Source organism: Litoreibacter janthinus (genome assembly GCF_900111945.1).
Classification (GTDB): Bacteria; Pseudomonadota; Alphaproteobacteria; order Rhodobacterales; family Rhodobacteraceae; genus Litoreibacter; species Litoreibacter janthinus.
The window spans coordinates 1,641,624-1,667,445 of the sequence record NZ_FOYO01000001.1; the positions used below are offsets into that span (position 1 = coordinate 1,641,624).

28 protein-coding genes and 1 other RNA gene are annotated in these 25,822 nt (G+C 59.0%); 16 read left to right on the forward strand and 13 right to left on the reverse strand.

The window, feature by feature from the left end; genetic code table 11:
- Positions 1-67: 67 nt before the first annotated feature.
- Both BM352_RS08190 and BM352_RS08195 read right to left on the reverse strand, forming a co-directional pair.
- Positions 68-892, reverse strand: a complete 825-nt coding sequence (locus tag BM352_RS08190) for a TerC family protein (RefSeq protein ID WP_090215043.1) — start codon at positions 890-892, stop codon at positions 68-70.
- Positions 893-968: 76 nt separating this feature from the next.
- Positions 969-1,760 carry a pseudouridine synthase gene (locus BM352_RS08195; RefSeq protein WP_090215050.1) on the reverse strand — a complete coding sequence of 264 codons (792 nt, stop codon included), beginning with the start codon at positions 1,758-1,760 and terminating at the stop codon, positions 969-971.
- A 52-nt stretch (positions 1,761-1,812) separates the two neighbouring features.
- Between BM352_RS08195 and BM352_RS08200 the strand changes: the two genes are divergently transcribed.
- From BM352_RS08200 to rnpB, 7 genes are all read left to right on the forward strand, one after another.
- Positions 1,813-2,262: a nucleoside deaminase gene (locus tag BM352_RS08200; RefSeq protein WP_090219985.1), complete on the forward strand. Its 450-nt coding sequence runs from the start codon at positions 1,813-1,815 to the stop codon at positions 2,260-2,262.
- Between the two features lie 370 nt (positions 2,263-2,632).
- A complete protein-coding gene (locus BM352_RS08205; protein WP_090215054.1) occupies positions 2,633-2,905 on the forward strand; it encodes a hypothetical protein in 273 nt (90 codons plus the stop codon).
- A 98-nt stretch (positions 2,906-3,003) separates the two neighbouring features.
- Entirely contained in the window at positions 3,004-3,291 is a 288-nt protein-coding gene (gene gatC / locus BM352_RS08210; protein WP_090215057.1) for an Asp-tRNA(Asn)/Glu-tRNA(Gln) amidotransferase subunit GatC, read from the forward strand.
- Positions 3,291-4,778: an Asp-tRNA(Asn)/Glu-tRNA(Gln) amidotransferase subunit GatA gene (gene gatA / locus BM352_RS08215; protein ID WP_090215061.1), complete on the forward strand. Its 1,488-nt coding sequence runs from the start codon at positions 3,291-3,293 to the stop codon at positions 4,776-4,778. Before gatC ends, gatA begins: the two co-directional genes overlap by 1 nt.
- 34 nt (positions 4,779-4,812) lie before the next feature.
- The gene (locus BM352_RS08220; RefSeq protein ID WP_090215064.1) at positions 4,813-5,511 is read left to right on the forward strand and encodes a hypothetical protein; all 699 of its coding nucleotides are present in this window, start codon (positions 4,813-4,815) and stop codon (positions 5,509-5,511) included.
- A gap of 4 nt (positions 5,512-5,515) precedes the next feature.
- Complete coding sequence (locus BM352_RS08225) at positions 5,516-6,205, forward strand: N-acetylmuramoyl-L-alanine amidase (protein WP_245780940.1); 690 nt, start codon at positions 5,516-5,518, stop codon at positions 6,203-6,205.
- A 12-nt stretch (positions 6,206-6,217) separates the two neighbouring features.
- An RNA gene (gene rnpB, locus BM352_RS08230) (RNase P RNA component class A) lies at positions 6,218-6,595 on the forward strand.
- Between the two features lie 72 nt (positions 6,596-6,667).
- On the opposite strand, the gene ggt is transcribed toward rnpB, so the two are convergent.
- Positions 6,668-8,416, reverse strand: a complete 1,749-nt coding sequence (gene ggt, locus BM352_RS08235) for a gamma-glutamyltransferase (RefSeq protein WP_090215067.1) — start codon at positions 8,414-8,416, stop codon at positions 6,668-6,670.
- Between the two features lie 178 nt (positions 8,417-8,594).
- On the opposite strand from ggt, the gene rpmG reads away from it, so the two are divergent.
- Positions 8,595-8,762 (forward strand): 50S ribosomal protein L33, encoded by a 168-nt coding sequence (gene rpmG / locus BM352_RS08240; protein WP_011454349.1) that lies wholly within the window; start codon positions 8,595-8,597, stop codon positions 8,760-8,762.
- Between the two features lie 930 nt (positions 8,763-9,692).
- Here rpmG and BM352_RS08250 read toward each other — a convergent pair.
- Both BM352_RS08250 and BM352_RS08255 read right to left on the reverse strand, forming a co-directional pair.
- On the reverse strand, positions 9,693-10,415 hold the full coding sequence (locus BM352_RS08250) for a Bax inhibitor-1/YccA family protein (RefSeq protein ID WP_090215079.1): 723 nt from the start codon (positions 10,413-10,415) through the stop codon (positions 9,693-9,695).
- A 135-nt stretch (positions 10,416-10,550) separates the two neighbouring features.
- Positions 10,551-11,012 (reverse strand): Lrp/AsnC family transcriptional regulator, encoded by a 462-nt coding sequence (locus BM352_RS08255; protein ID WP_090215082.1) that lies wholly within the window; start codon positions 11,010-11,012, stop codon positions 10,551-10,553.
- A gap of 105 nt (positions 11,013-11,117) precedes the next feature.
- On the opposite strand from BM352_RS08255, the gene BM352_RS08260 reads away from it, so the two are divergent.
- On the forward strand, positions 11,118-11,354 hold the full coding sequence (locus BM352_RS08260; protein ID WP_090215086.1) for a DUF6356 family protein: 237 nt from the start codon (positions 11,118-11,120) through the stop codon (positions 11,352-11,354).
- Positions 11,355-11,416: 62 nt separating this feature from the next.
- Here the strand turns inward: BM352_RS08260 and BM352_RS08265 are convergent, their stop codons facing one another.
- A complete protein-coding gene (locus BM352_RS08265; RefSeq protein WP_090215089.1) occupies positions 11,417-11,620 on the reverse strand; it encodes a DUF1127 domain-containing protein in 204 nt (67 codons plus the stop codon).
- 123 nt (positions 11,621-11,743) lie between these two features.
- Here BM352_RS08265 and BM352_RS08270 point away from each other — a divergent pair, with 123 nt between their 5' ends.
- Positions 11,744-12,628, forward strand: coding sequence for a LysR family transcriptional regulator (locus BM352_RS08270; protein WP_090219992.1), 885 nt, complete (start codon positions 11,744-11,746; stop codon positions 12,626-12,628).
- Here the strand turns inward: BM352_RS08270 and BM352_RS08275 are convergent.
- Positions 12,618-13,577, reverse strand: coding sequence for an NADPH:quinone oxidoreductase family protein (locus tag BM352_RS08275; RefSeq protein WP_090215093.1), 960 nt, complete (start codon positions 13,575-13,577; stop codon positions 12,618-12,620). The two genes, BM352_RS08270 and BM352_RS08275, sit on opposite strands and share 11 nt — an antisense overlap.
- A gap of 149 nt (positions 13,578-13,726) precedes the next feature.
- On the opposite strand from BM352_RS08275, the gene BM352_RS08280 reads away from it, so the two are divergent.
- Genes BM352_RS08280 through BM352_RS08295 form a run of 4 tightly spaced genes read left to right on the forward strand, consistent with a single transcriptional unit; the run spans position 13,727 to position 16,810 of the window.
- Positions 13,727-14,074 (forward strand): helix-turn-helix domain-containing protein, encoded by a 348-nt coding sequence (locus BM352_RS08280; protein WP_090215096.1) that lies wholly within the window; start codon positions 13,727-13,729, stop codon positions 14,072-14,074.
- Between the two features lie 58 nt (positions 14,075-14,132).
- Positions 14,133-14,930 (forward strand): histidinol-phosphatase, encoded by a 798-nt coding sequence (hisN, locus tag BM352_RS08285; protein WP_090215099.1) that lies wholly within the window; start codon positions 14,133-14,135, stop codon positions 14,928-14,930.
- Complete coding sequence (locus tag BM352_RS08290) at positions 14,923-16,266, forward strand: 8-oxoguanine deaminase (RefSeq protein ID WP_090215102.1); 1,344 nt, start codon at positions 14,923-14,925, stop codon at positions 16,264-16,266. Before hisN ends, BM352_RS08290 begins: the two co-directional genes overlap by 8 nt.
- A gap of 13 nt (positions 16,267-16,279) precedes the next feature.
- Entirely contained in the window at positions 16,280-16,810 is a 531-nt protein-coding gene (locus tag BM352_RS08295; protein ID WP_245780941.1) for a CAP domain-containing protein, read from the forward strand.
- Here BM352_RS08295 and guaD read toward each other — a convergent pair.
- Positions 16,807-18,099, reverse strand: a complete 1,293-nt coding sequence (guaD, locus tag BM352_RS08300; protein ID WP_425434516.1) for a guanine deaminase — start codon at positions 18,097-18,099, stop codon at positions 16,807-16,809. The genes BM352_RS08295 and guaD overlap by 4 nt on opposite strands.
- A 119-nt stretch (positions 18,100-18,218) precedes the next feature.
- Between guaD and mgtE the strand changes: the two genes are divergently transcribed.
- Entirely contained in the window at positions 18,219-19,604 is a 1,386-nt protein-coding gene (gene mgtE, locus BM352_RS08305; RefSeq protein WP_090215111.1) for a magnesium transporter, read from the forward strand.
- Here mgtE and BM352_RS08310 read toward each other — a convergent pair.
- Together BM352_RS08310 and BM352_RS08315 are read right to left on the reverse strand one after the other, a co-directional pair.
- Entirely contained in the window at positions 19,601-22,153 is a 2,553-nt protein-coding gene (locus tag BM352_RS08310; RefSeq protein WP_090215115.1) for a hypothetical protein, read from the reverse strand. The two genes, mgtE and BM352_RS08310, sit on opposite strands and share 4 nt — an antisense overlap.
- A 132-nt stretch (positions 22,154-22,285) precedes the next feature.
- Positions 22,286-23,578 (reverse strand): O-acetylhomoserine aminocarboxypropyltransferase/cysteine synthase family protein, encoded by a 1,293-nt coding sequence (locus BM352_RS08315; protein ID WP_090215118.1) that lies wholly within the window; start codon positions 23,576-23,578, stop codon positions 22,286-22,288.
- A gap of 80 nt (positions 23,579-23,658) precedes the next feature.
- Between BM352_RS08315 and BM352_RS08320 the strand changes: the two genes are divergently transcribed.
- Complete coding sequence (locus tag BM352_RS08320; RefSeq protein WP_090219999.1) at positions 23,659-24,072, forward strand: VOC family protein; 414 nt, start codon at positions 23,659-23,661, stop codon at positions 24,070-24,072.
- A 1-nt stretch (position 24,073) separates the two neighbouring features.
- Here the strand turns inward: BM352_RS08320 and BM352_RS08325 are convergent, their stop codons facing one another.
- The 3 genes from BM352_RS08325 to rlmB form a co-directional block, all read right to left on the reverse strand.
- Positions 24,074-24,547, reverse strand: coding sequence for a CoA-binding protein (locus tag BM352_RS08325; RefSeq protein ID WP_090215123.1), 474 nt, complete (start codon positions 24,545-24,547; stop codon positions 24,074-24,076).
- A 184-nt stretch (positions 24,548-24,731) separates the two neighbouring features.
- A complete protein-coding gene (locus tag BM352_RS08330; RefSeq protein WP_090215126.1) occupies positions 24,732-25,019 on the reverse strand; it encodes a hypothetical protein in 288 nt (95 codons plus the stop codon).
- Between the two features lie 9 nt (positions 25,020-25,028).
- Complete coding sequence (rlmB, locus tag BM352_RS08335) at positions 25,029-25,805, reverse strand: 23S rRNA (guanosine(2251)-2'-O)-methyltransferase RlmB (protein WP_090215130.1); 777 nt, start codon at positions 25,803-25,805, stop codon at positions 25,029-25,031.
- Between the last annotated feature and the right edge of the window lie 17 nt (positions 25,806-25,822).

Consider the following 25,822-nt stretch of genomic DNA (forward strand, 5'->3'; position numbering starts at 1 on the left):
CCGATGGCCGTTCTCGAAATCAATTGCACGGCAAACATAAGGGTTTGCCGTGCAACTTACCAGATGCTCAGTGACCGCCGCCTTGCGTGCTGCGGCGCTCGGCGGCCAACTTCTTGGCGTAGCCGGACTGAATGAATTCGACAGCAAAGAGAACAACCACAGCAAAATAGAAGGTCGACTTGGACATTGGCACGATCGGGTAGCCGAAGACCATCAGAGCAAGATCGTCGTTATGAGTGGCATGGGAGGCAGCGACGCCGGCCTCGCCGAGCAGTACCACGCCGACGATCAGCAGGATGAACAGGCCAAGCACCTCATACATGCGGTTCTTCTGCAGGAAGGCTGTCACACCGTCCGCCAGCACAAGCATGGCGATACCGGAGATCAGGATCGCTGCCGCAAGAACAGGGAAGACGTCGGTGATGGCGATGGCGGACAGAACCGAGTCGAAGCTGAAAATGAGGTTCATAAAGACGATAAGCCCCACAACCTTGGCGGCCGACTTGCCGGATTTACCTTCCACATCGTGATCCAAATGCTCCACGGACAGCATGTGGCCGATTTCTTTCACGGCAGTGTACATGATGAACACACCGCCAAAGATGAACACGCAGGTGGCAAAATTGACGCCACCAGTCAGTATGCCGTCCCATTCGAAGATAAAGAACGGCTCGGTCAGGGACCCGAGCAAGCTCACCATCAAAAATAGCAAAATAACCCGCAATGCGACAGCGAGGATGATGCCCCAAAACCGCACGGCCTTTTGCTGCGCGACAGGGGCGCGTTGGCTTTCAATCGAGATGTAGAGCAGGTTGTCGAAGCCAAGAACGGCTTGCAGAAAGCACAGCATCAGAAGATTGCCGAGATTTTCGATAGTTATCAGGTCGGCCATAGTTGCCCCTCGCACTTAAGTGTTCATTTTGTCCTATGACATACAGAACACTCAGCGGGGGGCAAGGTTCCGACCGCTACTGCCGCCGCCGCTTGTTTTGAGGAGGCTTTTTCTTCAGCATGGGTTTTTCGTTGTCTTCGCGCAGGCCAAGTTGTTCACGCAGCACGCGGCCTTTAACCTCTTCAACCTCGCCGGGTTTCAGCTCGTTCAGGCGGAAAGGGCCGTAGCTGACGCGGATCAGGCGGTTCACCTTCAAGCCGACTTCGCCCATCGCGCGACGGATTTCGCGGTTCTTGCCTTCGCGGATGCCTACGGTCAGCCATGCGTTTGCACCTTGTTGGCGGTCGAGCGTAACTTCCATGGGTTGGAATTTCTCGCCGTCGGCGACGATCCCGCGGCGCAGCGGATCAAGTGTGCTGTCTTCCGGCGTGCCGTTCACGCGGACACGGTATTTGCGCAGCCAACCTGTTGAGGGCAGCTCCAACTGGCGTTTGATGGCGCCGTCATTGGTGAGCAGCAGTAACCCTTCGGAGTTAATGTCGAGACGGCCGACACTAACGACACGGGGCAGGGTGTCTTTGAGCGCCTCGAAAACCGTGTCGCGGCCTTTTTCGTCAGATTCGGAGGTCACCAACCCGATGGGTTTGTAGTAGCGCCAAAGGCGTGTCGGCTCCGGCGCGGCCAAGGGTTTGCCGTCGACCACGATTGCGTCGGCCTCGGTGACGTTGAGGGCAGGGGACAGGATCTGCTTGCCGTTCACCGTGACGCGGCCTGCCTCGATCATAGCTTCCGCGCCACGTCGCGACGCAACGCCCGCGCGGGCCAAAACTTTGGCGATGCGATCGCCTTTGGGTGTCTGAGTGCTCATGCAGGTGGGCCTACGCCCTTGGCGTGGCCTTGTGAAGGGGGTATCCGAAGTCATGGTGTTTACCTCGCATATGGAATTGGCCTTGCATGAGGCGCGTCTGGCCGCCGAACGGGGCGAGGTTCCGGTCGGGGCTGTCGTCGTGTCCGACGCCGGTGACGTGTTGTCCAAAACAGGCAACCGAACGCGAGAATTGAACGACCCCTCAGCACATGCGGAGATGCTGGCAATCCGGCAGGCCTGCGCGGCACTTGGGTCGGAACGACTGGTCGGCTGCGACCTCTATGTGACGTTGGAGCCTTGCGCGATGTGCGCGGGGGTAATCGCAGCCGCACGCGTCGCCCGCGTCTACTATGGCGCAACCGATCCTAAGTCCGGGGGCACGGCGCATGGCGCACGGGTGTTTTCCCACCCGCAGGCCCATCATAGCCCAGAGGTGTATGATGGCATCGACGCGCAGGCCTGCGAGGCGCTTTTGGTCGAGTTCTTCGCCGCGCGGCGCTAGGACAAGAAAGCCACGCTTTCAAGCGATGCCGCTTGACCCTAGGGAAATACGTTTCTCACGACTCACTTTTTGCGCTAGGGAGGCCCCGTGCAACCCAGCAACAAAAAGGAGGGCGCATTATGAAAAGCTATAATCGTTCTCTGACGCGCTGCTGGACCGGCTTTGGCATGTTTGCGTATGCGCAGCCGTATTTAGGCCTGCAGGCCTAACGCACCTCCGGCGCCTTTGGTGTCATTCCTTCAAACCTAAACTCAATCATATTTCCGGATTTCCCCTGCGCATGGCGTTTTCGCGTCTTGTGAATTGGGGTTCGGATCAACCCTGAAAGGCCCCGATGCGTGTTCCGCGCATATGGGGAGAGTGACCAAAAATGAATGCACTACCTCTTGAACCACGCCCTGTGTTGACTGACACGCTGGACGAGCTGATCAATGACCACGGGCTGCACCGTGTTGTGCTAACGCTTCTGGGAAGGTTGGCCAAGCGGACCCGTCCGCCCGATATCAAGGTCGGGCCCAAGGCTGCCGATGTGCCCGGGCTCGACCTGCTGAATGATCATCTGAGGGCCGATCTGGGCTTGCCGCCCGCCGCGCCCAATCGGGCGATGGTGGAGCTTGAAGCGTTATGGGGCCGCCGGTTTTAATCGGCCGCGCTGGGCAGAGCGATCTGCCCAGCGACTCTGGCGCTTGAAGCCCGTCCAGCGCGACGTTAAACGGGGGCAAGTTTGGCAAGGAGACCTTCATGTCCATCGACACCGCAACCGCCGCCCGAGTGGCAAAGCTGGCCCGTATTGCGGTGCCGCAAGAAGATTTGCCAAAGCTCGCCGACGAGCTGAATGGCATCATTGCCTTCATGGAGCAGCTTAACGAGGTGGATGTGGAGGGTGTCGAGCCAATGACCTCCGTGACACCGCAGCGCCTGAAACGCCGCGAAGACGTAGTGACAGATGGCAGTCAGCAAACGGCAGTTTTGGCCAACGCGCCGGACGCACGGGAAGGCTTCTTTGCAGTGCCAAAGGTGGTTGAATAATGTCTGATCTGAACAAACTCGGCATTGCCGAAGCCCGCGACGCACTGCGCAAAGGTGAAGTAACTTCCATCGAGCTGACGGAAGCCTGCTTGGGTGCCATTGAGGATGCGGGTGCGCTGAACGCATTCGTGCATAACACCCCAGAGATTGCCCGCAGCCAAGCTGCCGCTGCTGATACGCGGATCAAGGCAGGCGATGCGCCTGACATGTGCGGTATCCCTCTGGGTATCAAAGATTTGTTCTGCACCAAGGGTGTGCCGTCACAAGCGGCCTCGCGCATTCTGGAAGGCTTCAAGCCGGAATATGAAAGCACCATAACGCAGCAATTGTGGGATGCGGGCTCTGTCATGTTGGGCAAGCTGAACATGGACGAATTCGCTATGGGCTCGTCCAACGAAACGTCGGTTTACGGCGATGTGGTCAATCCTTGGCGTCGTGGCAATGACGATGCACCGTTGACACCCGGAGGCTCGTCTGGTGGCTCCGCATCCGCTGTCGCGGCTGATTTGTGTTTGGCTGCAACTGGCACGGACACGGGTGGCTCAATCCGTCAGCCCGCGGCTCTTGTTGGCATCACAGGGCTGAAACCGACCTACGGACGCTGCTCGCGCTGGGGCGTTGTAGCGTTTGCGTCCTCGCTGGACCAAGCGGGCCCGATGACCAAATCCGTGCGCGACGCGGCGATCATGCTGGGTGCTATGGCGGGACACGACCCGAAAGATTCGACCAGCGCCGAATTGGCCGTACCAGATTTCGAGGCGGCATTGACAGGCGACATTCGCGGCAAGAAGATCGGCATCCCGAAAGAATACCGGATGGACGGTATGCCCGCCGAGATCGAGCAGCTTTGGGCCGATGGCACCGCAATGCTGAAAGACGCGGGCGCCGAGATCGTCGACATCACCCTGCCGCACACCAAATACGCGCTGCCTGCCTACTACGTAGTGGCCCCGGCCGAGGCGTCTTCCAACCTTGCCCGCTATGACGGCGTTCGCTTCGGTCATCGCGCCAAACTGGGTCAAGGCGATGGCATTACTGAAATGTACGAAAAGACACGCGCAGAAGGCTTTGGCCCCGAGGTGCAACGCCGCGTGATGATCGGAACATATGTGCTGAGCGCCGGGTTCTACGACGCCTATTATAACCGCGCCCGAAAGGTCCGCTCGCTGATCAAGAAGGATTTCGAGGATGTCTTCGCAGAGGGTATCGACGCGATCCTGACCCCGGCGACCCCGTCGGCGGCTTTTGGCCTAGGCGAGATGGCTGACGCGGATCCGGTTCAGATGTACCTCAACGATGTCTTTACAGTCACAGTCAATCTGGCAGGACTTCCGGGCATCGCGGTGCCTGCAGGGCTAGATAAACAAGGGCTTCCGCTGGCTCTTCAGTTAATTGGCCGACCTTGGGAAGAGGGCGACCTGCTGAACACGGCCTACGCGCTTGAACAAGCCGCCGGTTTTGTGGCGAAGCCCGCCAAATGGTGGTAGCTTCCCAAGCAACAAAGATGAAATGAGGTCTGTTATGCGTGGTTTGTGTGTAGTTCTGGTTGCGGCTGGCTTGGCGGCATGTGCGCCGACAGTGCCTGATAGTGGCGCTGGCGTCGGCTTTGACGACTATGATACCTATTTGGCCCAACGACAGTCACGCGATGCGCAACTGCGCAGGCAAGGCTCAGGCGCGCCCGCCACAGCCGCAACCCCAGAACAGCAGACCGCACGTGATGCTGTGGCTGCTGTGCGTGGTTCCTCCGGACAACCGGAGCGCGGCGAAAGCGTGCCTGCAGGCATTCAAAACACCTCGCCAAATGCGCCTGTTCCTGATCTGAACAACCCTTCAATTTCTGACGAGCAAGATTTCCAAGCGGTCTCCAGCCGTCAGAGCATCGAAAGCGATGCAGAGCGCCGCAAAGCGCAAAGCGCGCAGTACCAAGTGATCGCACCGACGGCCTTGCCGCGCCGTCCGGGCGGCAACGCGCCGACACCTGTAGAGTTCGCGTTGGAAACCAGCCATCCGGTTGGACAAAAGGTCTATCGCCGCTCGGTCTTCTCTTCGAGCAAAACGGCCAAGGCCTGTGCTGGCTACAGCTCTGCCGAACTGGCGCAGGATGCGTTCTTGAAGGCGGGCGGCCCGCAGAAAGACAAGATCGGCGTTGATCCTGATGGCGATGGATACGCTTGCGGCTGGAACCCTGCCAAATACCGCGGTCTTGTAAGAGGCTAGTCGCGTGACGCCGGAATGGCGGCCTTCGCCCAATTTCGGTGACCGAAAAGACGGCGCGACCCCGCAACTGGTCGTGTTGCACTACACTGCGATGGATAGCTGCGAGGCGGCCTGTCGCACATTGTGCAACCCCGACAACGAGGTCTCGGCACATTATCTGATCTGCGCAGACGGGCGTCTGATCCAGATGGTGGATGAAGAGAAGCGCGCGTGGCATGCTGGTGCCGGCACGTGGCAGGGGCGGGGGGATGTGAATTCCCGTTCAATCGGGATCGAGATGTCGAACACCGGTTTCGCCCCGTTTTCAGCCCCGCTTTTTGACACCCTTGAAACCTTGCTCAGCGGAATCCTGACGCGCTGGGATATTCCCGCCTCCTGCGTCATCGCGCATTCGGATTTCGCACCGGGGCGCAAGATCGATCCGGGCCGCAGGTTTGATTGGCAGCGGCTGGCACGGCGGGGCTTGGCGATTTGGCCTGAGACCAGAACAGGCGGGGATGCCGACATGGCGACTTTCATCCGTGCTGCGACGTCCTTTGGCTATCCCGACGATGTCGAGCCTGATACCGTGCTGGCGAGCTTCCGTCTGCGCTTCAATCCGACCGCTGAAGGGCCCATCACCGTGCGCGATGTGGCGATGGCGGTGGCCTTGTCGGATGAGTTCGGGATTGACCAGCGCACGGCGGGCGCGTAGGCGAGGCATCGCGCGGAGGGCTGGATGACCGCGGGCCTTCGGGTTCGAGGAAAGTCCGGACTCCACAAGGCAACGGTGCCGGGTAACGCCCGGGCGGAGCAATCCGACGGAAAGCGCCACAGAGAAGAAACTGCCCCCGCATGTCGGGGGTGAGGGTGAAACGGTGGGGTAAGAGCCCACCGCGCCGCTGGCAACAGGGGTGGCACGGCAAGCCCCACCGGGAGCAATGCCAAATAGGAACCGCGTGAGGGCTTGCCCTCGGGGATGCTTTGTCCCCAGCAGGTTCGGGTTGGCAGCTAGAGGGCCGCGGGCAACCGTGGCTTAAGATGAATGGTCATCCAGAGGGGGCAACCCCTCGGACAGAATCCGGCTTATAGGCTCTCCGCGCATATTTTTTCCGACGCAGCCGTGCAAAGCCCCTTGGGGGCTCTGCGTTGCCTTGGGATGGCGCGGTTGCGACCGTTACTCTCCGAGGGCGATGCCTTCACGGCGCGGATCAGCCCCGCCAAGTAGCCCGTCTTCGCTGACAGCGATTGCGTGGAGGCCGGAGTTGAGCCCGCGCACGCTGGTCTCGAAGCCGAGTGCCGTCAGCGGCTCTGCCAGATTTGCGGCGTCTGTTCCTTCTTCAAGGTCATAGGTGCCAAACCGATTGACCAGATGCGGCAAAGCGATGGCCGCTTGTGGGTCCAGCCCCCAGTCCAGATGCGCGATCACCGTTTTTGCCACATAGCCAATGATCCGAGATCCGCCGGGGGAGCCGACCACCAATACAGGCTTTCCGTCTTTGAGTACAATTGTTGGCGCCATGGAGGAGCGGGGGCGTTTGCCCGGCTCCACACGGTTGGCGATTGGGACGCCGTCGACATGGGTTCTGAAAGAAAAGTCGGTCAGTTCGTTGTTCAACAGGAACCCACCCGGGGCCATCAGGCGCGACCCGAACCCGTTCTCGATGGTTGTCGTCATGCTCAGCGCGTTGCCGTACTGATCCACGATCGAGATATGCGAGGTCGAAGGAAGCTCGATGCTTTCGTCATCTGCGAGCAGCAAAGCATGATCGAACGGCGGCTCCCCCGCAGAAACGTCAGTGAGCGCCGTTTCGCTGGCAAGCGCTGCTGCACGGCTGGCGAGGTAGTCGGTGTTCACAAGCCCTTTGGTAGGCATCGGAACAAAGTCGCTATCGGCCATGTAGCGGCCGCGATCTGCAAAGGCGAGGCGGGAGGCGTCGCCGATCAGACGCCACGCTTCCGGGCTGTCTTTGCCCAATGCGGCAAGGTCGTATCCTTCCAGCATGCCCAGAATCTGCCCGACGGTCAGCGCGCCGGAAGAGGGTGGGCCCATTCCGCAGACATCATGCGTGCGGTAGGTCACGCAGACAGGTGCGCGTTCTTTCACCTTGTAGACCGATAAGTCGGTCATCGACAAAACGCCGGGGTTGCCTTGGACGTTTACGACAGTGTCGACGATGCCTTGGGCGATCTCGCCTGTGTAAAAGGCCTCAGCCCCACCGGTTGCGATGGCGGCGAGCGTTTTGGCGTAAGCAAGGTTGGTGAGCGTGCTCCCTGCGGCTACAGGCGCGCCTTCGGGGACGAAGTAGGACGCCGTGCGCGCGTAGCCGGACAAACGCTCCTGATCGGACTCCACAAGTGCGGCAAGGCGGGGCGACACCTCAAAGCCGTTCTCGGCAAGCGATATTGCGTCCGCAAACAAGGACGGCCAGCCTGCGCGGCCCCATTTTGCATGGGCCATCTCTAGAAGCGCGGGCGTGCCCGGTGTGCCGACAGATCGGCCCCCGACCACGGCGTCAAAGAACTTTAGCGGCTCGCCATCGTCGTCCTGAAACAGGCGTGGCGTCGCTGCCAATGGTGCAGTCTCACGACCGTCCAGCGTCGTCATCTGGCCGGTGGCCCCGTCATACCATACAAGGAACGCACCACCCCCTAGGCCGGAGCTTTGCGGCTCTACCAATCCAAGTACGGTCTGCACGGCCACCATTGCATCAGCGGCGGAGCCGCCGTCTGCCAACACTTTTGCACCAGCGCGCACGGCAAGCGGGTTTGCGGCGGCAACCATCCATTTTGAGGCCGCTACGGGCGCGCCACTGTCCTTGCTGGCGAGTGCGGTCGCGGCTTCAGGGGCGAAGGCGTCAGCGGCCTGTTGTGCGGAGACGGGCAGGGCGGCGAGAAGGATCGGGAAAAGCATAAAAGGGCGCATGGGTAACTTCCTTAGTGGGTAATACGTCTGCAATCATGGCTTTACAGCGATGTTTGGCAAGTGGGCATGGCCTGACCCGCTTTCGCGGTTGACTCGGGCCACCAAGCGCGTAAAAGGCGGCTTCAACCGAATTTCCGGGTGCTCGGTTTCTGCGCGCCCGACCCAGAGGAGAAGTGAGATGGCGAAGCCAACCACGATCAAAATCCGCCTGAACTCGTCCGCTGGCACGGGCCACTTCTATGTGACCAAGAAAAACGCCCGCACCATGACAGAGAAGATGGTAGTGCGCAAATATGACCCAGTTGCGCGCAAGCATGTCGAATACAAAGAAGGCAAGATCAAGTAAGATCGCCTCTTTTGGAAGACTGAAGAAACCGCGCCTTCAAGCGCGGTTTTTTGTTTTGGAGAACTGGGATAGCTCCGGCGTTTTGCTGGCTCGCAGTGTACAAAGTGACGACATGTTGACGGGGTGGTCGACTACACCGGATCCGTGACCTGCAAAATCTGCTAGAGTTTTAGGGGATTTTCCCTTGATGGACTCAGTGAGCCTCTTTACCCTACCCACAACATATTGGGGGTGTTTGAAGTGAAGAATCTATTGATATTGTCTGTGCTTGCGCTTGCTGCATGTTCCCAGACGACGCGCGTGCACAATGATTGGTCTCGTGGGGCGGAGTTTGGGCCTAGCTCGGTTGTCGAGTTTCGCGCTCGTGCGGAACGTGGAGAGCCGGGTGTGTTTCCTGCTCCAAGCGGCTACTCAGTTTATACCGAGCAACAACGTGTAGCATCAGGCGCGGCCTCAAGTGATGGGGTCATCCGCCAGGGTACGGCGTCGTCGCGTACTGGCGAATTCATTACTGGGCAATTCGCAGGGGCCAGCGCGGCTGTGGGAACATCGACTTCGCAAACGGCATCGCTTGGGGGCGCAGGTTTGAGCGCAAACCCATTGAGCCTGCCAGCAGCACCTAATTCGCCGATCATTACCCGACAACAGGCGGTGAGCATGGCGACGTCAACACCTCAAACGTTCCGGATATCTGACACTTCTCAGATCACGCTTACACGTGTTCGAGGTGGTCGCGTGGTGGAGAAGTACCTCTACGCGAGCAAGAACGGGAGGTTCTTCACAAAGCAGACGACGATCTACGCGCCGAATGCAAAAGCAGTCACTTGGCTTGGTTGGAGCGACTTACCCAAGAGTTAAACCTCCAAGGTAGTATGCATAAAAAAAGGCCGGTCAGATTGACCGGCCTTTTGTGTGTTTGGAGCCTTGCGATTACTCGCGGCCACCCATGAACTGCAGCAGGAACATGAACATGTTCAGGAAGTTCAGGTACAGGCTCAGGGCGCCCATGATGGCGGATTTCGCAAGCCATTCGGTTTCACCATACTGCGCCATCTGAATGTACTCGTTCTTCAGACGCTGCGTGTCGTAAGCTGTCAGCCCCGCGAAGATCAGCACACCGATGCTGGAGATCGCGAACTGGATCGCAGGCGAACCCAAGAAGATGTTGACGATCGACGCCAGGATCAGTCCGATAACGCCCATGATCAGGAAAGAGCCCCAGCCGGAGATGTCTTTCTTGGTGGTGTACCCCCAAAGGCTAAGCCCTGCGAACGCAATTGCCGTGACCATGAAGGTCTGCGCAATCGAGATGCCGGTATAAACCGCGAAGATGTAGCTGATCGACAGCCCCATCAGAGCCGCAAAGCCCCAGAAAACAAGTTGCGCGGCACCAGCGGACAAGCGGTTGATCATCGCGCCAAAAGCGAACACCACAACCAGCGGTGCGAACATCACCACCCATTTCAGCGGGGTGCCGAAGATGGCAGCAAGCATCGCATCGTTGTTGCCGACGACATAGGCCACGGCACCAGTGATCAGCATTGCGATCGACATGAGGCCGTAGGTTTTGCTCATATGGGCCTTGAGGCCCTCGTCGATGGCGGCCGTTCGGCTACCTACGCCGACAGACCTCATAGTCTCATATTCAGCCATGAAAACACTCCCATTCAGGCGGTTAGAAATATGCGCCGGACACAATCCGGCAGGTTATGACCTCAAGGTGGGGCAGTCGGGGGGCATTTTCAAGTAATACCGCAGTATTTCGGTCATAAAATCATACACTTTCGCTTAAAGCGGCACTGCGGTGGAGTCTTTGATGTTCTCCATCACGAAACTTGCCGAAATATCGCGCACCGGAACGATCGAAATCAGCCGTTTGTAGAAGCGATCGTAGTCCGCAACATCGGCCACCTGAACCCGAAGCACATAGTCCAGATCCCCACTCATCCGGTGGGCGCCGGTTATCTCTGGCAGGGTCTGGACGGCACGATCAAAGGCTTTGAGCCAGTCGGGGCTGTGATCGGCGGCGCGCATCAGGACGAACACCAACTGCCCGACACCCAGCTTTGCCGGATCCACAAGGGCAACACGGGCGCGCAATACCCCCGCCTCTTCCAAGCGTTTCACCCGACGCCAGCACGCATTGCGCGATAGATGGACGTCTTCAGCCAGAGCATCGACGCTTAGGGTCGCGTCAATTTGTAGGAGGCGAAGAATTGCACGGTCTGTATTGTCTATAGATAAAGCCATATGTGGGATTTTATCCCATATATTTATGGATTGGAAATGATATTAAAGATGAAATCACCGCTAGGACGGTGCGAAACTTCTCAAACGCCAATGAGGAGAGCAACAATGTCAGACGTCACCCAAGCCGAAACCAGACCAAGTTTCTTTGTCGCCATGCGGGAGCACCCAGCTTCGGTGGGAGAGACCTATTTCGGCCACATGCGTTTTGCGTTGCGGTTTTCGGGGCTGCTGTTTGCGGCGGGTGGCGCGGCATTGGTTCACGCGGTCTTGCCCGCGTTGTTCGAAACGACGGCGAGCCAGATGATCCGCCGCATGTATGCGATGATCGAACAGCGCCACTGAGCTCCATGCTCGGACGACATTGAGGCGCGCAGGAACAAACCCGCGCGCCTGTCGCTATCAGCTTATTTCCAGTGTGCAGGCGCATCCCAGAAGGGGCGCTGAATTTCTGCGTCGACCTCATGGCGCTGCAACCCCAAATCCGCCAGACGTGTGTCGTCCAACTCCGCCAGGCTGCGACGCTGGCGATAAAGGTCGATGTAGTTCATGAGCCCAAAGCCACGACGGGAGGGGCGCGCAAGTGCGGAGGAGGTAGTGAATACGGTCATGGGTCTTGCCTTCGTTTTGAGTGATGTAAATCCGCTTTTGGATCATTTATGTTGATCTATATGGCATGCCGTGCTTCATTTCTAAAACGAATGGTTTTGAAGTTACTCATCACGGGAATTGATGTGGCGAGAAATTTGGACATCACCTCCTTGCGGTCCTTTGTTGCCGTAGCGGATAGCGGCGGCGTCACGAAGGCGGCCGGCTACCTTCACCTGACGCAGTCTGCCGTATCCATGCAGCTCAAAAGGTTGGAAGAATCGTTGGACGTTTCGCTGTTGGACCGCACCAACAGATCGGTGTCCCTAACGGCGGAAGGCGAGCAATTGCTCAGCTATGCCCGCCGGATGCTGACGCTGAACGATGAGATATACACGCGCTTGACCGCCAAGGAATACGAAGGAGAGATCGTGCTGGGCGTGCCCCATGACATTATCTACCCCTATATCCCGCCAATTCTACGCCGGTTCGCAGCGGACTTTCCTCGTGTGCAGATGCGAATGGTATCTGCCCCGACGAAGCGTCTGCGACAGATGTTCGACCGTGGTGAATGTGATGTGATTCTGACCACTGAGGAACACCCCGGCGCAGGCGGGGAGGCACTGGTGACACTGCCTTTGGTCTGGATCGGGGCGGTGGGTGGCACGGCTTGGAAAACGCGCCCCCTACCTGTGGCCTTTTGCAAGAACTGCATTTTCCGGTCTGGCGTGCTTAAGCGACTGGATGAGGCGGATTTTGACTGGGAGATGGTGGTAGATTCGGATTTGGATAACGCCGTGGAAGCGGTTGTAAGCGCGGACTTGGCAATCCATGCCGCCATTAAGGGTGTATATCCCCGTCAAACCGGCCCGATTGCACATGACGGCGTTTTGCCTGATCCAGGGCAATCCCGGATCGTTCTGTATCTTCAAGCTGGCGAAGACCCCATTCTAGCGGCGCTGCGCGACATGATCCGCACCGCCTACCTGTCAGAATGGTCGCCCAGCGAGGCGGTTGCGCTCAGAGCGTGATGACCACCTTGCCGGTCGATTTGCGTGACCGCAAAAGCTCCAGCCCTTCCGCCGCTTGCGCGAGTGGTAAGGTGTGGCTGATATGCGGGTGCAGCTTGCCCTCGGCATACCAGATGGAAAGTTGTTTGAGACTGTCGGTGAGCACCTCTGGCTTGAAGCGCAAATAGCCGCCCCAGTAGAAGCCGATCACATTGATATTTTTGACCAATAGGTGATTGGCCGCAATTTGTGGCACTGTGCCAGAGGCAAAACCGATTGTGAGAACGCGCGCCTCCGGCTTGCAGGCGCGCAATGCTGCCGTGAACAGGTCGCCGCCGACGGGATCGTATACCACGTCCGCCCCGCCGAGGGATTTCACCACCTCGCGCAGATCATCCGTATCGGTGTCGATCAGATGGTCCGCGCCTGCTTGTTTGCAAATAGCGAGTTTGTCCGACCCGCGTGCCGCGGCGATGACTGTGGCGCCCATAAGCTTTCCTAATTCGACGGCTGTCAGTCCCACGCCGCCAGCGGCGCCCAGGACCAGCAACGTGTCACCGGGTTTCAGTTGGGCGCGATAATCGAGGGCAACATGCGACGTTGAATAAGCCACCTGAAAGGCGGCGGCGTCCGGGAAATCCATGTTGTCGGGTAGCGGAACACACAAGGCCGCAGTGAAGGTTCCGAATTCAGCGAGCCCGCCACTCCCGCCAAAGATCGCGATGCGCGCACCGATCGGCGGCGAAGAAACACCTTCGCCGTGGGCGGCAATCGTTCCAGCGACCTCCATTCCCAATGTGAATGGCAAGGCGGGGCGTTCTTGGTAGGTGCCCTTGACCATCAACAGATCACCGAAGTTAAGGCCGCAGGCTTCGATCTTGACCAGAACCTCGCCAGCAGCCGGCGTGGGCTGCGGGACGTTCTGCACGACGGGAGGGTGGTTGTATTCCGTGACCTGAACTGCGCGCATCTGAGGCTCCTCTATAGATTTGCCCGAACCTAGCGACCCTTCAACAAAGAGGCTACCGGAAAGCAGACTACGTTCTGGTGCGACATTAATCATTTATTGGCATTCTACCCCTTTGATGCGGAAGAGGAAAAAAGCAGGAGACATGTGACTTGCCACACCCCGTTGACATTCACTTGGGCAGACGGCTGCGCCATCGACGCTGGGTACTAGGAAAGACGCAAGGCGAATTGGCTGACGCGCTTGGGGTTCGTTTCCAACAGGTTCAAAAATATGAATCCGGGACCAACCGAATATCTGCATCCCGCCTTTGGGATATTGCCAAAGCGCTAGAAGTCCCAATCGACCATTTCTTTCTAGGGCTTGAAGGCTGCGGGGCCGAGGTCGAGCACGAAGAACTTCAAAGTGACCGTGTTCCTGAGGCGCGCAACGGGCCGCAGCCAACCGAAAGCGCTGTTGCACACCCTGTAAACTTGGGCATTGCGTTCGTCTGTCCTTGATCCTGCTTCGCGACCACGCGACAAAGGTGCATCGCGAAATCGCAAGGCAGGGCAGGGAATGAACGAGACGCTTACCAACGAGCTGGTGTCACTGGCGCACCGTTTGGCCGATGCCGCCCGACAGGAGACCTTGCAGTATTTTCGCGGTGGTGGGCTGGAGACTTCCAACAAGCTCGCCGAAGGGTTCGACCCTGTCACCGTCGCGGACCGTGCTGCAGAACGCGTAATGCGCGACTTGATCGAGGCGGAGCGTCCAGATGACGGCATTTTGGGCGAAGAACTTGGCACGAAGGCCAGCACATCCGGCCTGACATGGGTCTTGGATCCGATTGACGGAACGCGTGGCTATATCTCCGGGACGCCGACATGGGGCACCTTGATCGCGGTGCATGACGGCGCACGTGTGGTCATGGGAATGATTGACCAGCCCTATATTGGGGAGCGTTTCCTTGGCGGCTTTGGGAAGGCTGAATTTTCTGGGCCTCATGGCGCGGGAGTGTTGAAAACCTCTGAGATCAAAGACCTTGCGAAAGCCACTATTTTCACCACTTTCCCCGAAGTAGGTGCCCCCAACGAGGGCGAGGCGTTCAAATCTGTGGCTAAGCACTGCCAGCTGACCCGCTACGGCATGGATTGTTATTCCTACGCGTTGCTTGCTCTTGGTCATGTGGACTTGGTGGTTGAGGCATGCCTCGCGCCTTATGACATTCAGGGCCCTATTGGCGTTATTGAAGCCGCGGGCGGCATTGTAACCAATTGGACCGGCGGGCCGGCTGACCAAGGGGGCCAAGTCATTGCAGCCGCGACACCGGAGTTGCACGCCGCCGCACTCGTGTTGCTATCCGCTCATGTCTGAGGTTTTGATTCAGAATGCTCACACGGCGCTGACGATGGACGACACGCGTCGTGAGTTGCGTGATGCCGATATTCTGATCCGCGATGGCGTTATCGTAGAATTGGGCCACGGCCTGACAACCGGTGGTGATGTGATAGACGCCAAGAACTGCGTCGTCACGCCGGGTTTGGTCAATACGCACCACCACCTTTACCAAACGCTGACACGCGCTGTGCCGGGGGGGCAGGACGCGCTGCTGTTCGGCTGGCTGCAAACCCTTTACCCGATTTGGTCGCACTTTGGTCCGGAGGAGATGTTCACCTCGGCCCAAATTGGTTTGGCGGAGTTGGCTTTGTCGGGGTGCACGATGACCTCCGACCATTTGTATCTTTTCCCCAATGGCGCGACGCTTGATGACACAATCGCTGCGGCCCAAGAAGTCGGACTAAGATTTCATCCAACGCGTGGTGCCATGAGTATCGGCGAAAGCGACGGGGGCCTGCCGCCGGATTCTCTGGTGGAAAAAGAACGCCTGATATTGGACGACTGCATCCGCGTTGTGGACCGCTTCCACGATGCCAGTCCGGGCGCGATGGTGCGCGTCGGGTTGGCCCCTTGTTCGCCGTTCTCTGTGTCGCGAGACCTGATGCGTGACGCCGCGCTGCTGGCCCGTGACAAGGGCGTGATGCTGCACACTCACCTTGCCGAAAACTTGGAAGACATTGCCTATAGTCTGGCGAAATTCGGCTGCAGACCGGGGCAATATGCCGAGGAATTGGGCTGGGTTGGCGACGATGTGTGGCATGCGCATTGCGTCAAACTTGATGGCGCAGAGATCGACTTGTTCGCGCGCACGAAAACGGGCGTGGCGCATTGCCCTTGCTCCAACTGCCGGCTGGGCTCTGGCATCGCTCCGGTGCGGGCCATGCGGGATGCAGGTGTGCCGGTGGGGTTGGGCGTTGATGGCTCCGCCTCCAATGACGCGGGCAATCTGATCGGGGAGGCCCGCCAGACCATGCTGCTTCAACGCGTGGCGCGCGGGGCGGATGCCATGTCCGCCCGCGAGGCGTTGGAGATTGCCACCCGCGGTGGCGCAGAGGTTCTGGGGCGGGGCGGCGAATGCGGCCAGCTTCGGGTTGGATACCGCGCCGACATTGCAATCTGGGATGTGAGCGGCGTCGAAAGCGCAGGGTCATGGGATCCGGCGGCGCTGCTGCTTGCTGGCCCGACCCGCGTTCGCGATCTCATTGTGGAGGGGAAAGAAATCGTTCGGGACGGGCAATTTGCGACATTTGATCTGGCTTCAGCAATTGTGAGGCAAAACAAGTTGGCAGGCCAACTGGCAGATAAAGTTTGAGGGAGGACTTAGGATGAAGAATGTCTACGTGATTGGGGCGCTCGTAATGATGGCTCTAACGGGCTGCACACCAGACGAAGCGCCATCAGCGCCGCCACCCGCTACGCCAGTTTCATCCGATGCGACTGCGGCGACGCGGGCGGATATTGGCACCTTGTTAAACGCAGCCCGCGCTCAGAACGGCTTGCCACCGCTGACGGCGAACGCGCAGCTGGCCGCCGCCGCGCGGGCTCATGCGCAGGATATGGCGAGAAGCGGGTTCTTCAGCCACACTGGCTCCGACGGATCGAAGCCGTCGAAACGGGTTGGCGCGCAGGGGTATAACTTTTGCTATGTCGCGGAAAACATCGCGCAAGGATGGAGCTCGCCCGATCAGGTGATGCAAGGCTGGATGGACAGCCCGGGCCACAGAACCAACAATCTGTCCCGCGAGGCGCGGGAATACGGTGCAGCCCGCGCCGATGGTGACTATTGGGTTTTGGTCTTCGGGCGGTCTGGCTGCGGCGCAGGGCGTATCGCGGTGACGCAGCGCAAGCCCGACTAGCTGACAGGCTTGCCCGCGGTCCAGACCGCCTTGGTTGCGCGATCATCGCCCATCATGATCGTGGGGAATATGGCTTCCCAGATGTCACGGGCGCGTTGACTTCGCTGCGAGATCGCAGGGGTTGAGCCGAGGTCGAGAACCACAAGATCTGCTTCCATTCCCGCACGCAGGTTGCCGATGCGATCTTCCAGATGCAGGACCTGCGCCGAACCACAGGTGGCAAGCCAGAGAAGCTGCGCGGGGTGCAAGGCATGGCCCTTCAGCTGGCTTAGCTCATAGGCCGCAGCCATGGTGCGCAGCATAGAAAAGGACGACCCGCCGCCGGTGTCTGTGGCAAGTCCGACCTTCTGCCCATCGGCTTTCATCCGCGCGGTCTCGAAAATGCCGGACCCGATGAACGTGTTTGAGGTCGGGCAATGCACAAGGCCTGCCCCGACGTCTTTTATCCGCGCTTCTTCGCGCTCCGTCAGGTGGATCGCGTGGCCGAAGACAGCACCTTCGCGCAAAAGTCCGTGCGCCTCATAGGTATCTAGGTAGTCGCGTGCCTTCGGGAAAAGCTCTTTCACCCAAGCGATTTCCTCGTGCTGTTCTGATATGTGAGTTTGCATCAAGCATTCCGGATGCTCGCCCCACAGCGCGCCAAGCGCGGACAACTGCTCCGGCGTTGAAGTTGGGGAAAAACGGGGTGTAATTACATAGCTCAGCCGATCAACGCCATGCCATTTCTCCAGCAGTGCCTTGCTGTCGTCATAGGCAGATTTCGCCGTATCTCGCAGGTTCTCCGGAGCATTGCGATCCATACAGGTTTTGCCTGCAAGTGCCCGAAGCCCGCGCGACTGGGCCTCTTCGAAATAGGCGTCGACGCTGGTCGGATGGATCGTTGCATAGCTGAGCGAGGTGGTGGTGCCGTTGGCCAATGCCAGATCGAAATAGCGTTTGGCGACCTCTTTTGCGTAATCCGAATCTATCAGTCGCGCTTCTTCAGGGAAGGTGTAGCTGTTGAGCCAGTCGATCAGACGCTTGCCCCAACTCGCGATGATGCCGGTTTGGGGATAGTGCAAATGGGCGTCGATGAACCCCGCCATGATCAACCCGTCGCCATAGTCGGTGGTCCGTGCTCCGCCCGGTCGAGTCACAGTGTCGGCTGGGCCAACTTCCAGAATTTTCCCGTCGCATAGAACGACGGCACCGCGCCTTTCAAAGCGGATGGCGTCCTCTAACGGCACGGCGAACGGGTCGGCGGCATAGCTTAGCGTTTGGCCAAGCAGGATATGGGATTCTGAACTCATGACCATGGTCGTAACCCGCAAAATCTTGGAAGGGAATTGTAGATTGCGCCTGTTGCTTGGAGTGCGGCTCCGTTAAGAGTCGGATCATCCGAAGTCTAGCCCAAGGGAGCTTGCACGTCATGACAGATGATTTAGCAGAGCTGCCCGAGGCAGCAGAAGGCGACTATAAGCTGGAACGCTCGACGATCTCCGCGGTGCGCGAGGCGATCGAAGGGATGGACGCGCTTGCGATCGACGCGGCATTGGATCCGCTGCACCCCGCCGACATCGCCGACCTTCTGGAACAAATAAGCTCTGGCGAGCGGCGCGCCTTATTGGGGCTGTGGTCGATGGGGATCGACGGGGAAATCCTGTCGGAACTCGATGACAACCTGCGCGAAGAAGTTATCAACTTCCTGCCAGCTGGTGTCCTATCCGAAGCCGTTCGTGAAATGGAATCGGACGACGTGGTGGACCTCGTCGAAGATCTCGAGGACGACCAGCAGGAGATGATCCTTGGCGCGCTGGAAGACGCGGATCGTGTTGCGGTCGAGCGTGCGCTAAGTTACCCAGAATATTCCGCCGGTCGCCTGATGCAACGGGAGCTGGTCGTCGCGCCGGAGCACTGGACCGTCGGCGAGGCGATCGACTTTTTGCGTCGCGAAGACGATCTGCCAGAGCAGTTTTACCACATCATTCTGGTCGATCCGGGCTATCATCCCACCGGCTATGTGACGTTGGGCAAGCTGCTGGGTAGCCCCAGAGCGGCCAAGCTACTTTCTATCATTGAAGACAGCTTTCGCACTATTCCGGTCACCCAACCGGAAGAAGACGTGGCTTACGCGTTCAACCAATATCACCTGATTTCGGCGCCGGTTGTGGATGAAGATGACCGGCTGGTCGGGGTCATTACCATCGACGACGCGATGATCGTGCTTGATGACGAAGCCGAAGAAGACATCATGCGCTTGGCAGGTGTGAGCGGCGAAGAAAGCCTGTCTGATCGCACACTTGAAACCGTGCGGCAGCGTTTGCCTTGGCTAGGCGTAAATCTGTTTACTGCGATCCTTGCCAGTGTCGTGATCTCGCAGTTCGAGGACATTCTGGCTCAGATTGTGGCCTTGGCGGTGCTGATGCCTATCGTCGCCTCCATGGGTGGAAACGCAGGCACGCAATCGCTGACCGTCGCTGTGCGCGCGCTTGCGACCAAGGACCTTACAGGCTCCAACCTTTGGCGCGTCGTTCGTCGCGAGACCCTAGCGGGATTGGTCAACGGGATCATTTTTGCGGTGATCATGGGGATCGTCGGCGTCTTGTGGTTCGGGACTCCGATGCTAGGGGCCGTGATTGCTGTCGCTATGGTGGTCAATATGGTGGTGGCCGCCTTGGCTGGCATCTTGATCCCGATTGGCCTTGAAAAGTTGGGCGTTGACCCTGCTTTGGCATCGGGAGCTTTCGTGACGACTGTGACAGACGTTGTCGGTTTTTTTGCTTTCCTCGGGCTTGCGGCGGCGCTGCTCGTCTAGCCTTTCGGCATTTGCAACGTCACAGTGCGCCCGCCCTTGGTGTATTTCAGCTGACCTTCACCAATCGCGGCAATTCTACCGCCGTCGATGCGATCCCCGACGCCAACTTTTTTGAAACGCCCGTTTGGCATCCGCACCAAAGCGCGACGATTGGAGGAGGTGCCAAACACACCGACCAAAGCGACCTTGCCCAATGCAATTGCATTATTGTCAGTTGCAGCCCGCGCCACGGAAGCGCGTGTGGTGCCGGTGGGCGCGGCACGGCTGTTACGAGCCACCGCGGGACCGGTGCCGCGTGCGACGGCTGCGGTGGAGGCAGCAGCGGCTGGATTGCGATCCGCCTCCGGCACTTGGCGGGCGCGGGCGACCACACGTTCAAAATTGCGCGGCCTGCTGCCCGGGCGCAAAGACCGCGCGACGGCCTGAGCTGTGGGTTTGTCCAGTTCTGCCTGTGCCGCAGCCTCGGCTGCTTGGCGGGCAGCGGCTTCCTGCGCGTCTGCGTCGGCCTCCGCAAGTGCCTTCGCGATGGCTTCCTCGCGCGCCTGCGCTTGCGCGGACTCTGGTCGGATCACGGGGCGAATTTTGGCCAGTTCCGCACGGGTGCGACCCGCTTGATTGGCGCGCTCAAAGCGTTCCTGCAAATCGCTTGGGCGTTGGTTTGGCTTGAACCCGGCAAGCCGAGCATCTGCGGCGGGGGCGTCTGGTTCCGCGATTGCCACATCCGGGTCGGCCTGCGGGACAGCCGCATCGGACGTCAAACCCTGCGGGCGGCGTTCGGGGAGGACAGGCGGCTTGCCCAAGAATACCATGATCCCATCAGGGTTCTCTGCACCTTCCGGCGTGGGGCGAACGAGGCCACGCTCGTCTAGGCTGAAGAGAATAGCTGCGGGTGGCGGCGCGGCGGGTTCTGCAAAATCCAACGCCTGCGCTGCAGCATCAAAGCTGGCCAAGGCCGGAGCGTCTTCAAACGCAATCGCAGGATCGAGCGAGCTTTCATACAGATCGTCAAGGTCTTGGCGGGTCATTTCAGCGCGTAGATCCGGTGCCATCTGCCAAATGCCTGAAACCGCATAAGCGGTTTCGGCTTCGGTTTCGCTCATCCTCGGCAAAAGGAGGATTTCTGGTTCGGGCGTTTCCGCCTCAGCCAACTCTTCCTCGGACGGGACGGAGAATGCGGGAACGTCAACGACCGGGGGAAGTGCCGCCAGACGCTCGCCATCTTCAAGCTCTGGCTCTACAGGAGCAGTCACGGCCGTTTCGACTTGTTCTGCGTCGGGATCGCCGCCGCCGAACAGCTTGCTGACCGCGTTCTCCGGCAACAGGTAGGAGGACAAAGCCGCGAAAACCAGCAGCACAACCAACAAGATCGCTGTCAGGATCAGTCCTAAAAAGCGCGGCTTGCCAGCGGCTTGCTTGGCCGCCAGCTCTGCAATGGGGTCGGGCCGGTCGGGTGAAACATTCGCGGGTTTCGCTTTCGAAGGGCGGTCTGTGACCTTCTTCGCTTTGGTGCGCAATGCGGCGACACCTCTGCCCAGTCGCGACGATTTCGGCTCCGCTTTTTCGATCTTGTCGGCAATCGCTTTTGCAACTGTAGGGGGCGGCACAATTGGCGGCGCGGGCTTTTTCTTTGCCGCATCCCCCGTTTTGATACGCGGTTCTACACGAACGCTTTTCTTCGGTGCAGCAGGCGCGCGCGTCTCTTCGGTAGGAATGGCAATCCTTGGCGCGCGTGAGGTGACCAGATCGCCAGCGCTGTCCGCAGGCCCCAAGCTGGGTTTGCGCCGCGAGGAGAAGGCAGCAGGCGGCGTGACCGGCAATTCAGGCTCAGCCGGCGGCTTGATGTCTGCAATGGGTTCAGGGTCTGGCTCGGGATAGTTATCCGACGGCTCAGGGCTTGGAATGTCTTCTTGCGGTTCAGGTTCCGGCTTTGATTCCAGCTCGGGCACTTCGGCATCCGTTGGCGTTGTCTGCGGTTCTTCAATTTCAGGCTCAGGCGGAGCGACCACGAGAGCCTCGGCTTCTTCCTGAGTCAGCACGCGAATTGGCGTTTGATCCGGTGTAAGTCCGTTGCCGCCGACGGAAGGCAGCGGGCCGAGATTGGGCTCGCCCTCGAAATATTCGGGGTCGGGCAGGGCGGTGAACCCGACTGGATTGAAGCCGTAAGGGCCTAGGAAGCTTTCGGCCTCCTCAAGTGTTTCTCGCGCGACGGCGACAACTTTGACCTCCGGGGCTTCACCGGAGACGTCATAGTTCAGCTGGTCGACGGTATAGGGCGTGCGGGTTTCCAAGGCGTGTTCGACATCGGCCTTTAGATCCTTGTCGACTGCAATAGTTGCGTAGAGCAGCTGAGACGGCGGCAGAACAAGTTTGGTCTTGAAGTCGGGCCCTTCGATCGCCTCGGCCTTGTCTCGAAGCTCTGACAGGGCGGCGCCCAAATCTGCACTATCAAGCGGCGCTTGACCAACTTCGACCCAACCTTCACCGGACACGTGGCGGTGCAAAAGGACGATACCGTCCTCAGAAAGGTTGAGGGCAAAATTTGGTGTCATGCGGGGCGAGCCATCTCGTCAGTTATCCAGCAATATCAGAGCGAAGGCATCCGATACGCCAAGGATATATCACATTGGAGACGGAAGAAAGTTAAACCGCCCCCGACAGGTCGTGTCGGGGGCGGAACTGGGTTAGGCTGTTGCTTTTGCCAGTGCCTGATCAAGGTCTGCGATCAGATCCTCAACGTTCTCAGTGCCGATTGAGACGCGCACCATGTTGGGCGATGCACCGGCGGCATCTTGCTGCTCAGCTGAAAGCTGGCGGTGAGTAGTGGATGCCGAATGGATGATCAAGGAGCGTGTGTCGCCCAAGTTTGCCACGTGAGAAAAGATCTCAAGGCTGTCCACGAGCTTAACGCAAGCCTCGTATCCGCCTTTCACCGCAAAGGTGAACAAACCGCTTGCGCCTTTGGGGCAGACGGTTTGAGCGCGGTCGTAATAAGGCGATGATTTCAAGCCCGCATAGGTCACCGCGTCGATGCGCGGATCATTTTCGAGCCATTGCGCGATTGCTTCGGCGTTGGATACATGCCGATCCATCCGGAGCGACAGGGTCTCGATCCCCATCAACGTGTAGTGCGCGGCTTGTGGGTTCATGGTCATACCCAAGTCGCGCAAGCCGATGGCGATGCCGTGGAAGGTGAAGGCCAGCGGGCCGAAAGTTTCTGCGAACTTGAGGCCGTGATAAGCAGGCTCTGGCTCGGATAGGGATGGGAACTTGCCGGACGCTGCCCAGTCGAACTTCCCGCTGTCGACGACACAGCCGCCCGTGACGGTGCCGTTGCCGGTCAGGTACTTGGTGGTCGAGTGAACAACGAGTGTCGCACCATGTTCGATCGGGCGGCACAGGTATGGCGTGGCTGTGGTGTTGTCGATGATCAGCGGAATGCCAGCTTCATCCGCGATATCCGCCACAGCGCGCACATCCATAATGTAGCCACCGGGATTGGCAATCGCCTCGCCGAAGATGGCGCGTGTATTGCCGTCGACAGCGGCTTTGACAGCATCCAGATCGTCCATGTCGACGAACTTGGCTTCCCAGCCGAAGCGTTTGATCGTTTGCGAGAATTGCGTGACCGTGCCGCCATAGAGACGTGTTGACGCGATGATGTTGCAACCCGGCTGCATCAGCGGGAACAGCGCCATAATCTGGGCCGCGTGACCGGAAGAGCAGCAAACCGCGCCGACGCCACCCTCAAGCGTTGCGATGCGCTCTTGAAGCACGGCAACGGTCGGGTTGGTTAGGCGGGAGTATATGTAGCCCACTTCTTGCAGGTTGAACAAAGCGGCGGCGTGCTCGGCATCGCGGAACACATAGGCCGTGGTTTGGTAGATCGGCGTCTGACGCGCGCCGGTCGCGGGGTCTGGACGTGCGCCAGCGTGAATTTGCAGTGTATCAAAGCCGTAGCTTTTAGGGTCAGACATTGAGGTCTCCGTGAGATTAAGTGCTGGAGGAGACAGTAGAGGGTTGGCAGGGCTGCGACAATGGTATGTAAATCATGATCATGTTGACACCGTTTCATCTGGCCTATCACGTCACCGACCTTGACGACGCCCGCGCCTTTTACGGTGGCCTGCTCGGCTGCACCGAAGGGCGGTCCACCGAGACCTGGGTCGATTTCGATTTCTTCGGGCACCAGCTTTCTCTGCATCTTGGGGAGCCGTTTGCCAACGCGCCAACCGGCAAGGTTGGGGACCACATGGTGCCGATGCCTCATCTGGGCTTGGTGCTGCCCTATGACGATTGGCGCGCGCTTGCTGACAGGTTGGAAGCGGCGGAGACGGATTGGGTTTTGGCGCCCTCTGTTCGATTCGAGGGCCAACCAGGGGAGCAATGGACGATGTTCTTCCGCGATCCGGCGGGCAATCCGATCGAGATCAAAGGCTTTCGCGATCTGTCAGGTGTATTTGCCGGCTAGCTCACAGCTTCGACGAAATCACGCCGGTATTGAAACCGCCCATCCGCAACTCCCCGAACAGGCGTTGGTATTCGATTTTGGGGCATTTGTCCTGAATGACAGTAACGCCTGCGGCTTCCGCCTTGGACGCCGCCGCGACATGTGTCACCCCGATCTGCATCCAAACTGTACGAAGTACTGGAAACACTGAAAGCGCTTCGTCTACGATAGCTGGAACGGCATCGGGACGGCGGAAAATATCGACCATATCGACGGCAGCATCCTTCGGGATATCGCTCAGGCTTGCAGCAATTGTTTGGCCGAAAAGTATCTTTCCTGCATGGCCCGGATTTACCCCGATCACCTTAAAGCCTTTCAGCGTCAGGTATCGAGCCACGTAGTAACTGGGCCGCACTGGATTGGTGGAGACGCCAACGCAGGCGATCACCTTCGTCGTCTTCAAAATCTTGCTTAGATGCGCGTCGCTATACTCCATAGCCGATTTATGTGGGTGGCGTGCAGCAGAGGCAAGAGCATAAAAAAGCGCCCATGGCGGGGGCCATGGGCGCAGTCACGGAACGAGGGACAGTGTAGTTGGGCGCGCAGTTCCGGTGCGCTGCCCATGACTATGAAATGGGTGTGAACTTGATGGTTTTCCAGCTTTCTTACAAAAACGTGAACTAATCGAATATGTCTTCGATCTCGTCCCAAACCTCTTCAATGGCACGACGCCAAAGCGGTTTGCGCGGCCGTTGTTTGCGAGAGTGGGCGGCACTCTTGGTGGCGATCATACGTGTGAGAGGGCTTGGCTTGGGGCGAGATAGCTCCGGAGATTTCAGCCATTTCATTTCGTGCAAAGGTGCGCCGCAACGTCCGCATGCCAATTCGTGACCGTCACGTGCGGTTGGCTTCAACATCGTCCGGCTGCCGCAATAGCAACAGGTCGCAATTTTGATGTTCGGGCGCATGGCTGTCTCTTAGTTGGGGCGTCCAACTGCATACAGGGAGACCGCCGCCGCATTCGAGACATTAAGCGATCCGAAATCGCCTGCGGGGTCGATTCTGGCGAGTGTGTCGCAGGTTTCCTTGGTCTTATCACGCAGGCCGGGGCCTTCCGCGCCAAGGACCAAGGCGATCGGTTGGTCTTGTGCGATGCCCTCAAGACTGGTGTCGCCGGTCGCATCCAGGCCAACAAGGTGGTAGCCCATCTCGCGCAAGGCCTCCATCGTAGTGGCAAGGTTCTTGACGCGTAGGTAAGGCTGGCGTTCTAGGGCACCGGAAGCGGTTTTGGCCAAAGCTCCTGTTTCCGGCGCAGAATGACGATGCGGGGCGATCACCGCGCGAGCACCGAACACCTCGGCGGACCTCAGGATCGCGCCCACGTTGTGCGGGTCTGTAACGCGGTCCAGCAACACAACGCGAGAGTTCTGTCCCCGTGGCGCACAAAGATCAGTCAAGTTACCCCAATCAAGGGGCTTAACCTCAAGAGCTGCGCCTTGATGAACCGATTGCGGATCAATCGGCGCTGAGAATTTGCGCGGGTCGCTGATTTCCGGCTCCATGCCAGATTTGGCGATATCCTCGGCCAGACGGTCGGCAGCGTTTTTGGTGACCACCAACCGCAGTCGTTCGCGCATGGGATTAGACAATGCGTCGCGCACGGCATGGAGGCCAAAGAGCCAAACGGTCTCGGCGGCTGCTGCGCGGCGGTCGCGCTCTTTCTGAATGACCCAAGTGGGTTTTTTCTGCTTCATAAGGTGGTCTAGATCAT

Bases quoted from the DNA above. Each gene is read 5' to 3' on its own strand.
- BM352_RS08205 (WP_090215054.1), top strand. From the start codon at position 2,633: ATGAATGCACTACCTCTTGAACCACGCCCTGTGTTGACTGACACGCTG.
- gatC (WP_090215057.1), top strand. From the start codon at position 3,004: ATGTCCATCGACACCGCAACCGCCGCCCGAGTGGCAAAGCTGGCCCGT.
- BM352_RS08330 (WP_090215126.1), bottom strand. From the start codon at position 25,019: ATGCGCCCGAACATCAAAATTGCGACCTGTTGCTATTGCGGCAGCCGG.
- BM352_RS08315 (WP_090215118.1), bottom strand. From the start codon at position 23,578: ATGTCTGACCCTAAAAGCTACGGCTTTGATACACTGCAAATTCACGCT.
- BM352_RS08290 (WP_090215102.1), top strand. From the start codon at position 14,923: ATGTCTGAGGTTTTGATTCAGAATGCTCACACGGCGCTGACGATGGAC.
- BM352_RS08255 (WP_090215082.1), bottom strand. From the start codon at position 11,012: ATGGCTTTATCTATAGACAATACAGACCGTGCAATTCTTCGCCTCCTA.
- BM352_RS08200 (WP_090219985.1), top strand. From the start codon at position 1,813: ATGGTGTTTACCTCGCATATGGAATTGGCCTTGCATGAGGCGCGTCTG.
- gatA (WP_090215061.1), top strand. From the start codon at position 3,291: ATGTCTGATCTGAACAAACTCGGCATTGCCGAAGCCCGCGACGCACTG.
- BM352_RS08310 (WP_090215115.1), bottom strand. From the start codon at position 22,153: ATGACACCAAATTTTGCCCTCAACCTTTCTGAGGACGGTATCGTCCTT.
- hisN (WP_090215099.1), top strand. From the start codon at position 14,133: ATGAACGAGACGCTTACCAACGAGCTGGTGTCACTGGCGCACCGTTTG.
- BM352_RS08220 (WP_090215064.1), top strand. From the start codon at position 4,813: ATGCGTGGTTTGTGTGTAGTTCTGGTTGCGGCTGGCTTGGCGGCATGT.
- BM352_RS08250 (WP_090215079.1), bottom strand. From the start codon at position 10,415: ATGGCTGAATATGAGACTATGAGGTCTGTCGGCGTAGGTAGCCGAACG.
- rlmB (WP_090215130.1), bottom strand. From the start codon at position 25,805: ATGAAGCAGAAAAAACCCACTTGGGTCATTCAGAAAGAGCGCGACCGC.
- BM352_RS08275 (WP_090215093.1), bottom strand. From the start codon at position 13,577: ATGCGCGCAGTTCAGGTCACGGAATACAACCACCCTCCCGTCGTGCAG.
- BM352_RS08260 (WP_090215086.1), top strand. From the start codon at position 11,118: ATGTCAGACGTCACCCAAGCCGAAACCAGACCAAGTTTCTTTGTCGCC.
- rpmG (WP_011454349.1), top strand. From the start codon at position 8,595: ATGGCGAAGCCAACCACGATCAAAATCCGCCTGAACTCGTCCGCTGGC.
- ggt (WP_090215067.1), bottom strand. From the start codon at position 8,416: ATGCGCCCTTTTATGCTTTTCCCGATCCTTCTCGCCGCCCTGCCCGTC.
- BM352_RS08190 (WP_090215043.1), bottom strand. From the start codon at position 892: ATGGCCGACCTGATAACTATCGAAAATCTCGGCAATCTTCTGATGCTG.
- BM352_RS08320 (WP_090219999.1), top strand. From the start codon at position 23,659: ATGTTGACACCGTTTCATCTGGCCTATCACGTCACCGACCTTGACGAC.
- BM352_RS08195 (WP_090215050.1), bottom strand. From the start codon at position 1,760: ATGAGCACTCAGACACCCAAAGGCGATCGCATCGCCAAAGTTTTGGCC.
- BM352_RS08265 (WP_090215089.1), bottom strand. From the start codon at position 11,620: ATGACCGTATTCACTACCTCCTCCGCACTTGCGCGCCCCTCCCGTCGT.
- BM352_RS08295 (WP_245780941.1), top strand. From the start codon at position 16,280: ATGAAGAATGTCTACGTGATTGGGGCGCTCGTAATGATGGCTCTAACG.
- BM352_RS08325 (WP_090215123.1), bottom strand. From the start codon at position 24,547: ATGGAGTATAGCGACGCGCATCTAAGCAAGATTTTGAAGACGACGAAG.
- mgtE (WP_090215111.1), top strand. From the start codon at position 18,219: ATGACAGATGATTTAGCAGAGCTGCCCGAGGCAGCAGAAGGCGACTAT.
- guaD (WP_425434516.1), bottom strand. From the start codon at position 18,099: ATGAGTTCAGAATCCCATATCCTGCTTGGCCAAACGCTAAGCTATGCC.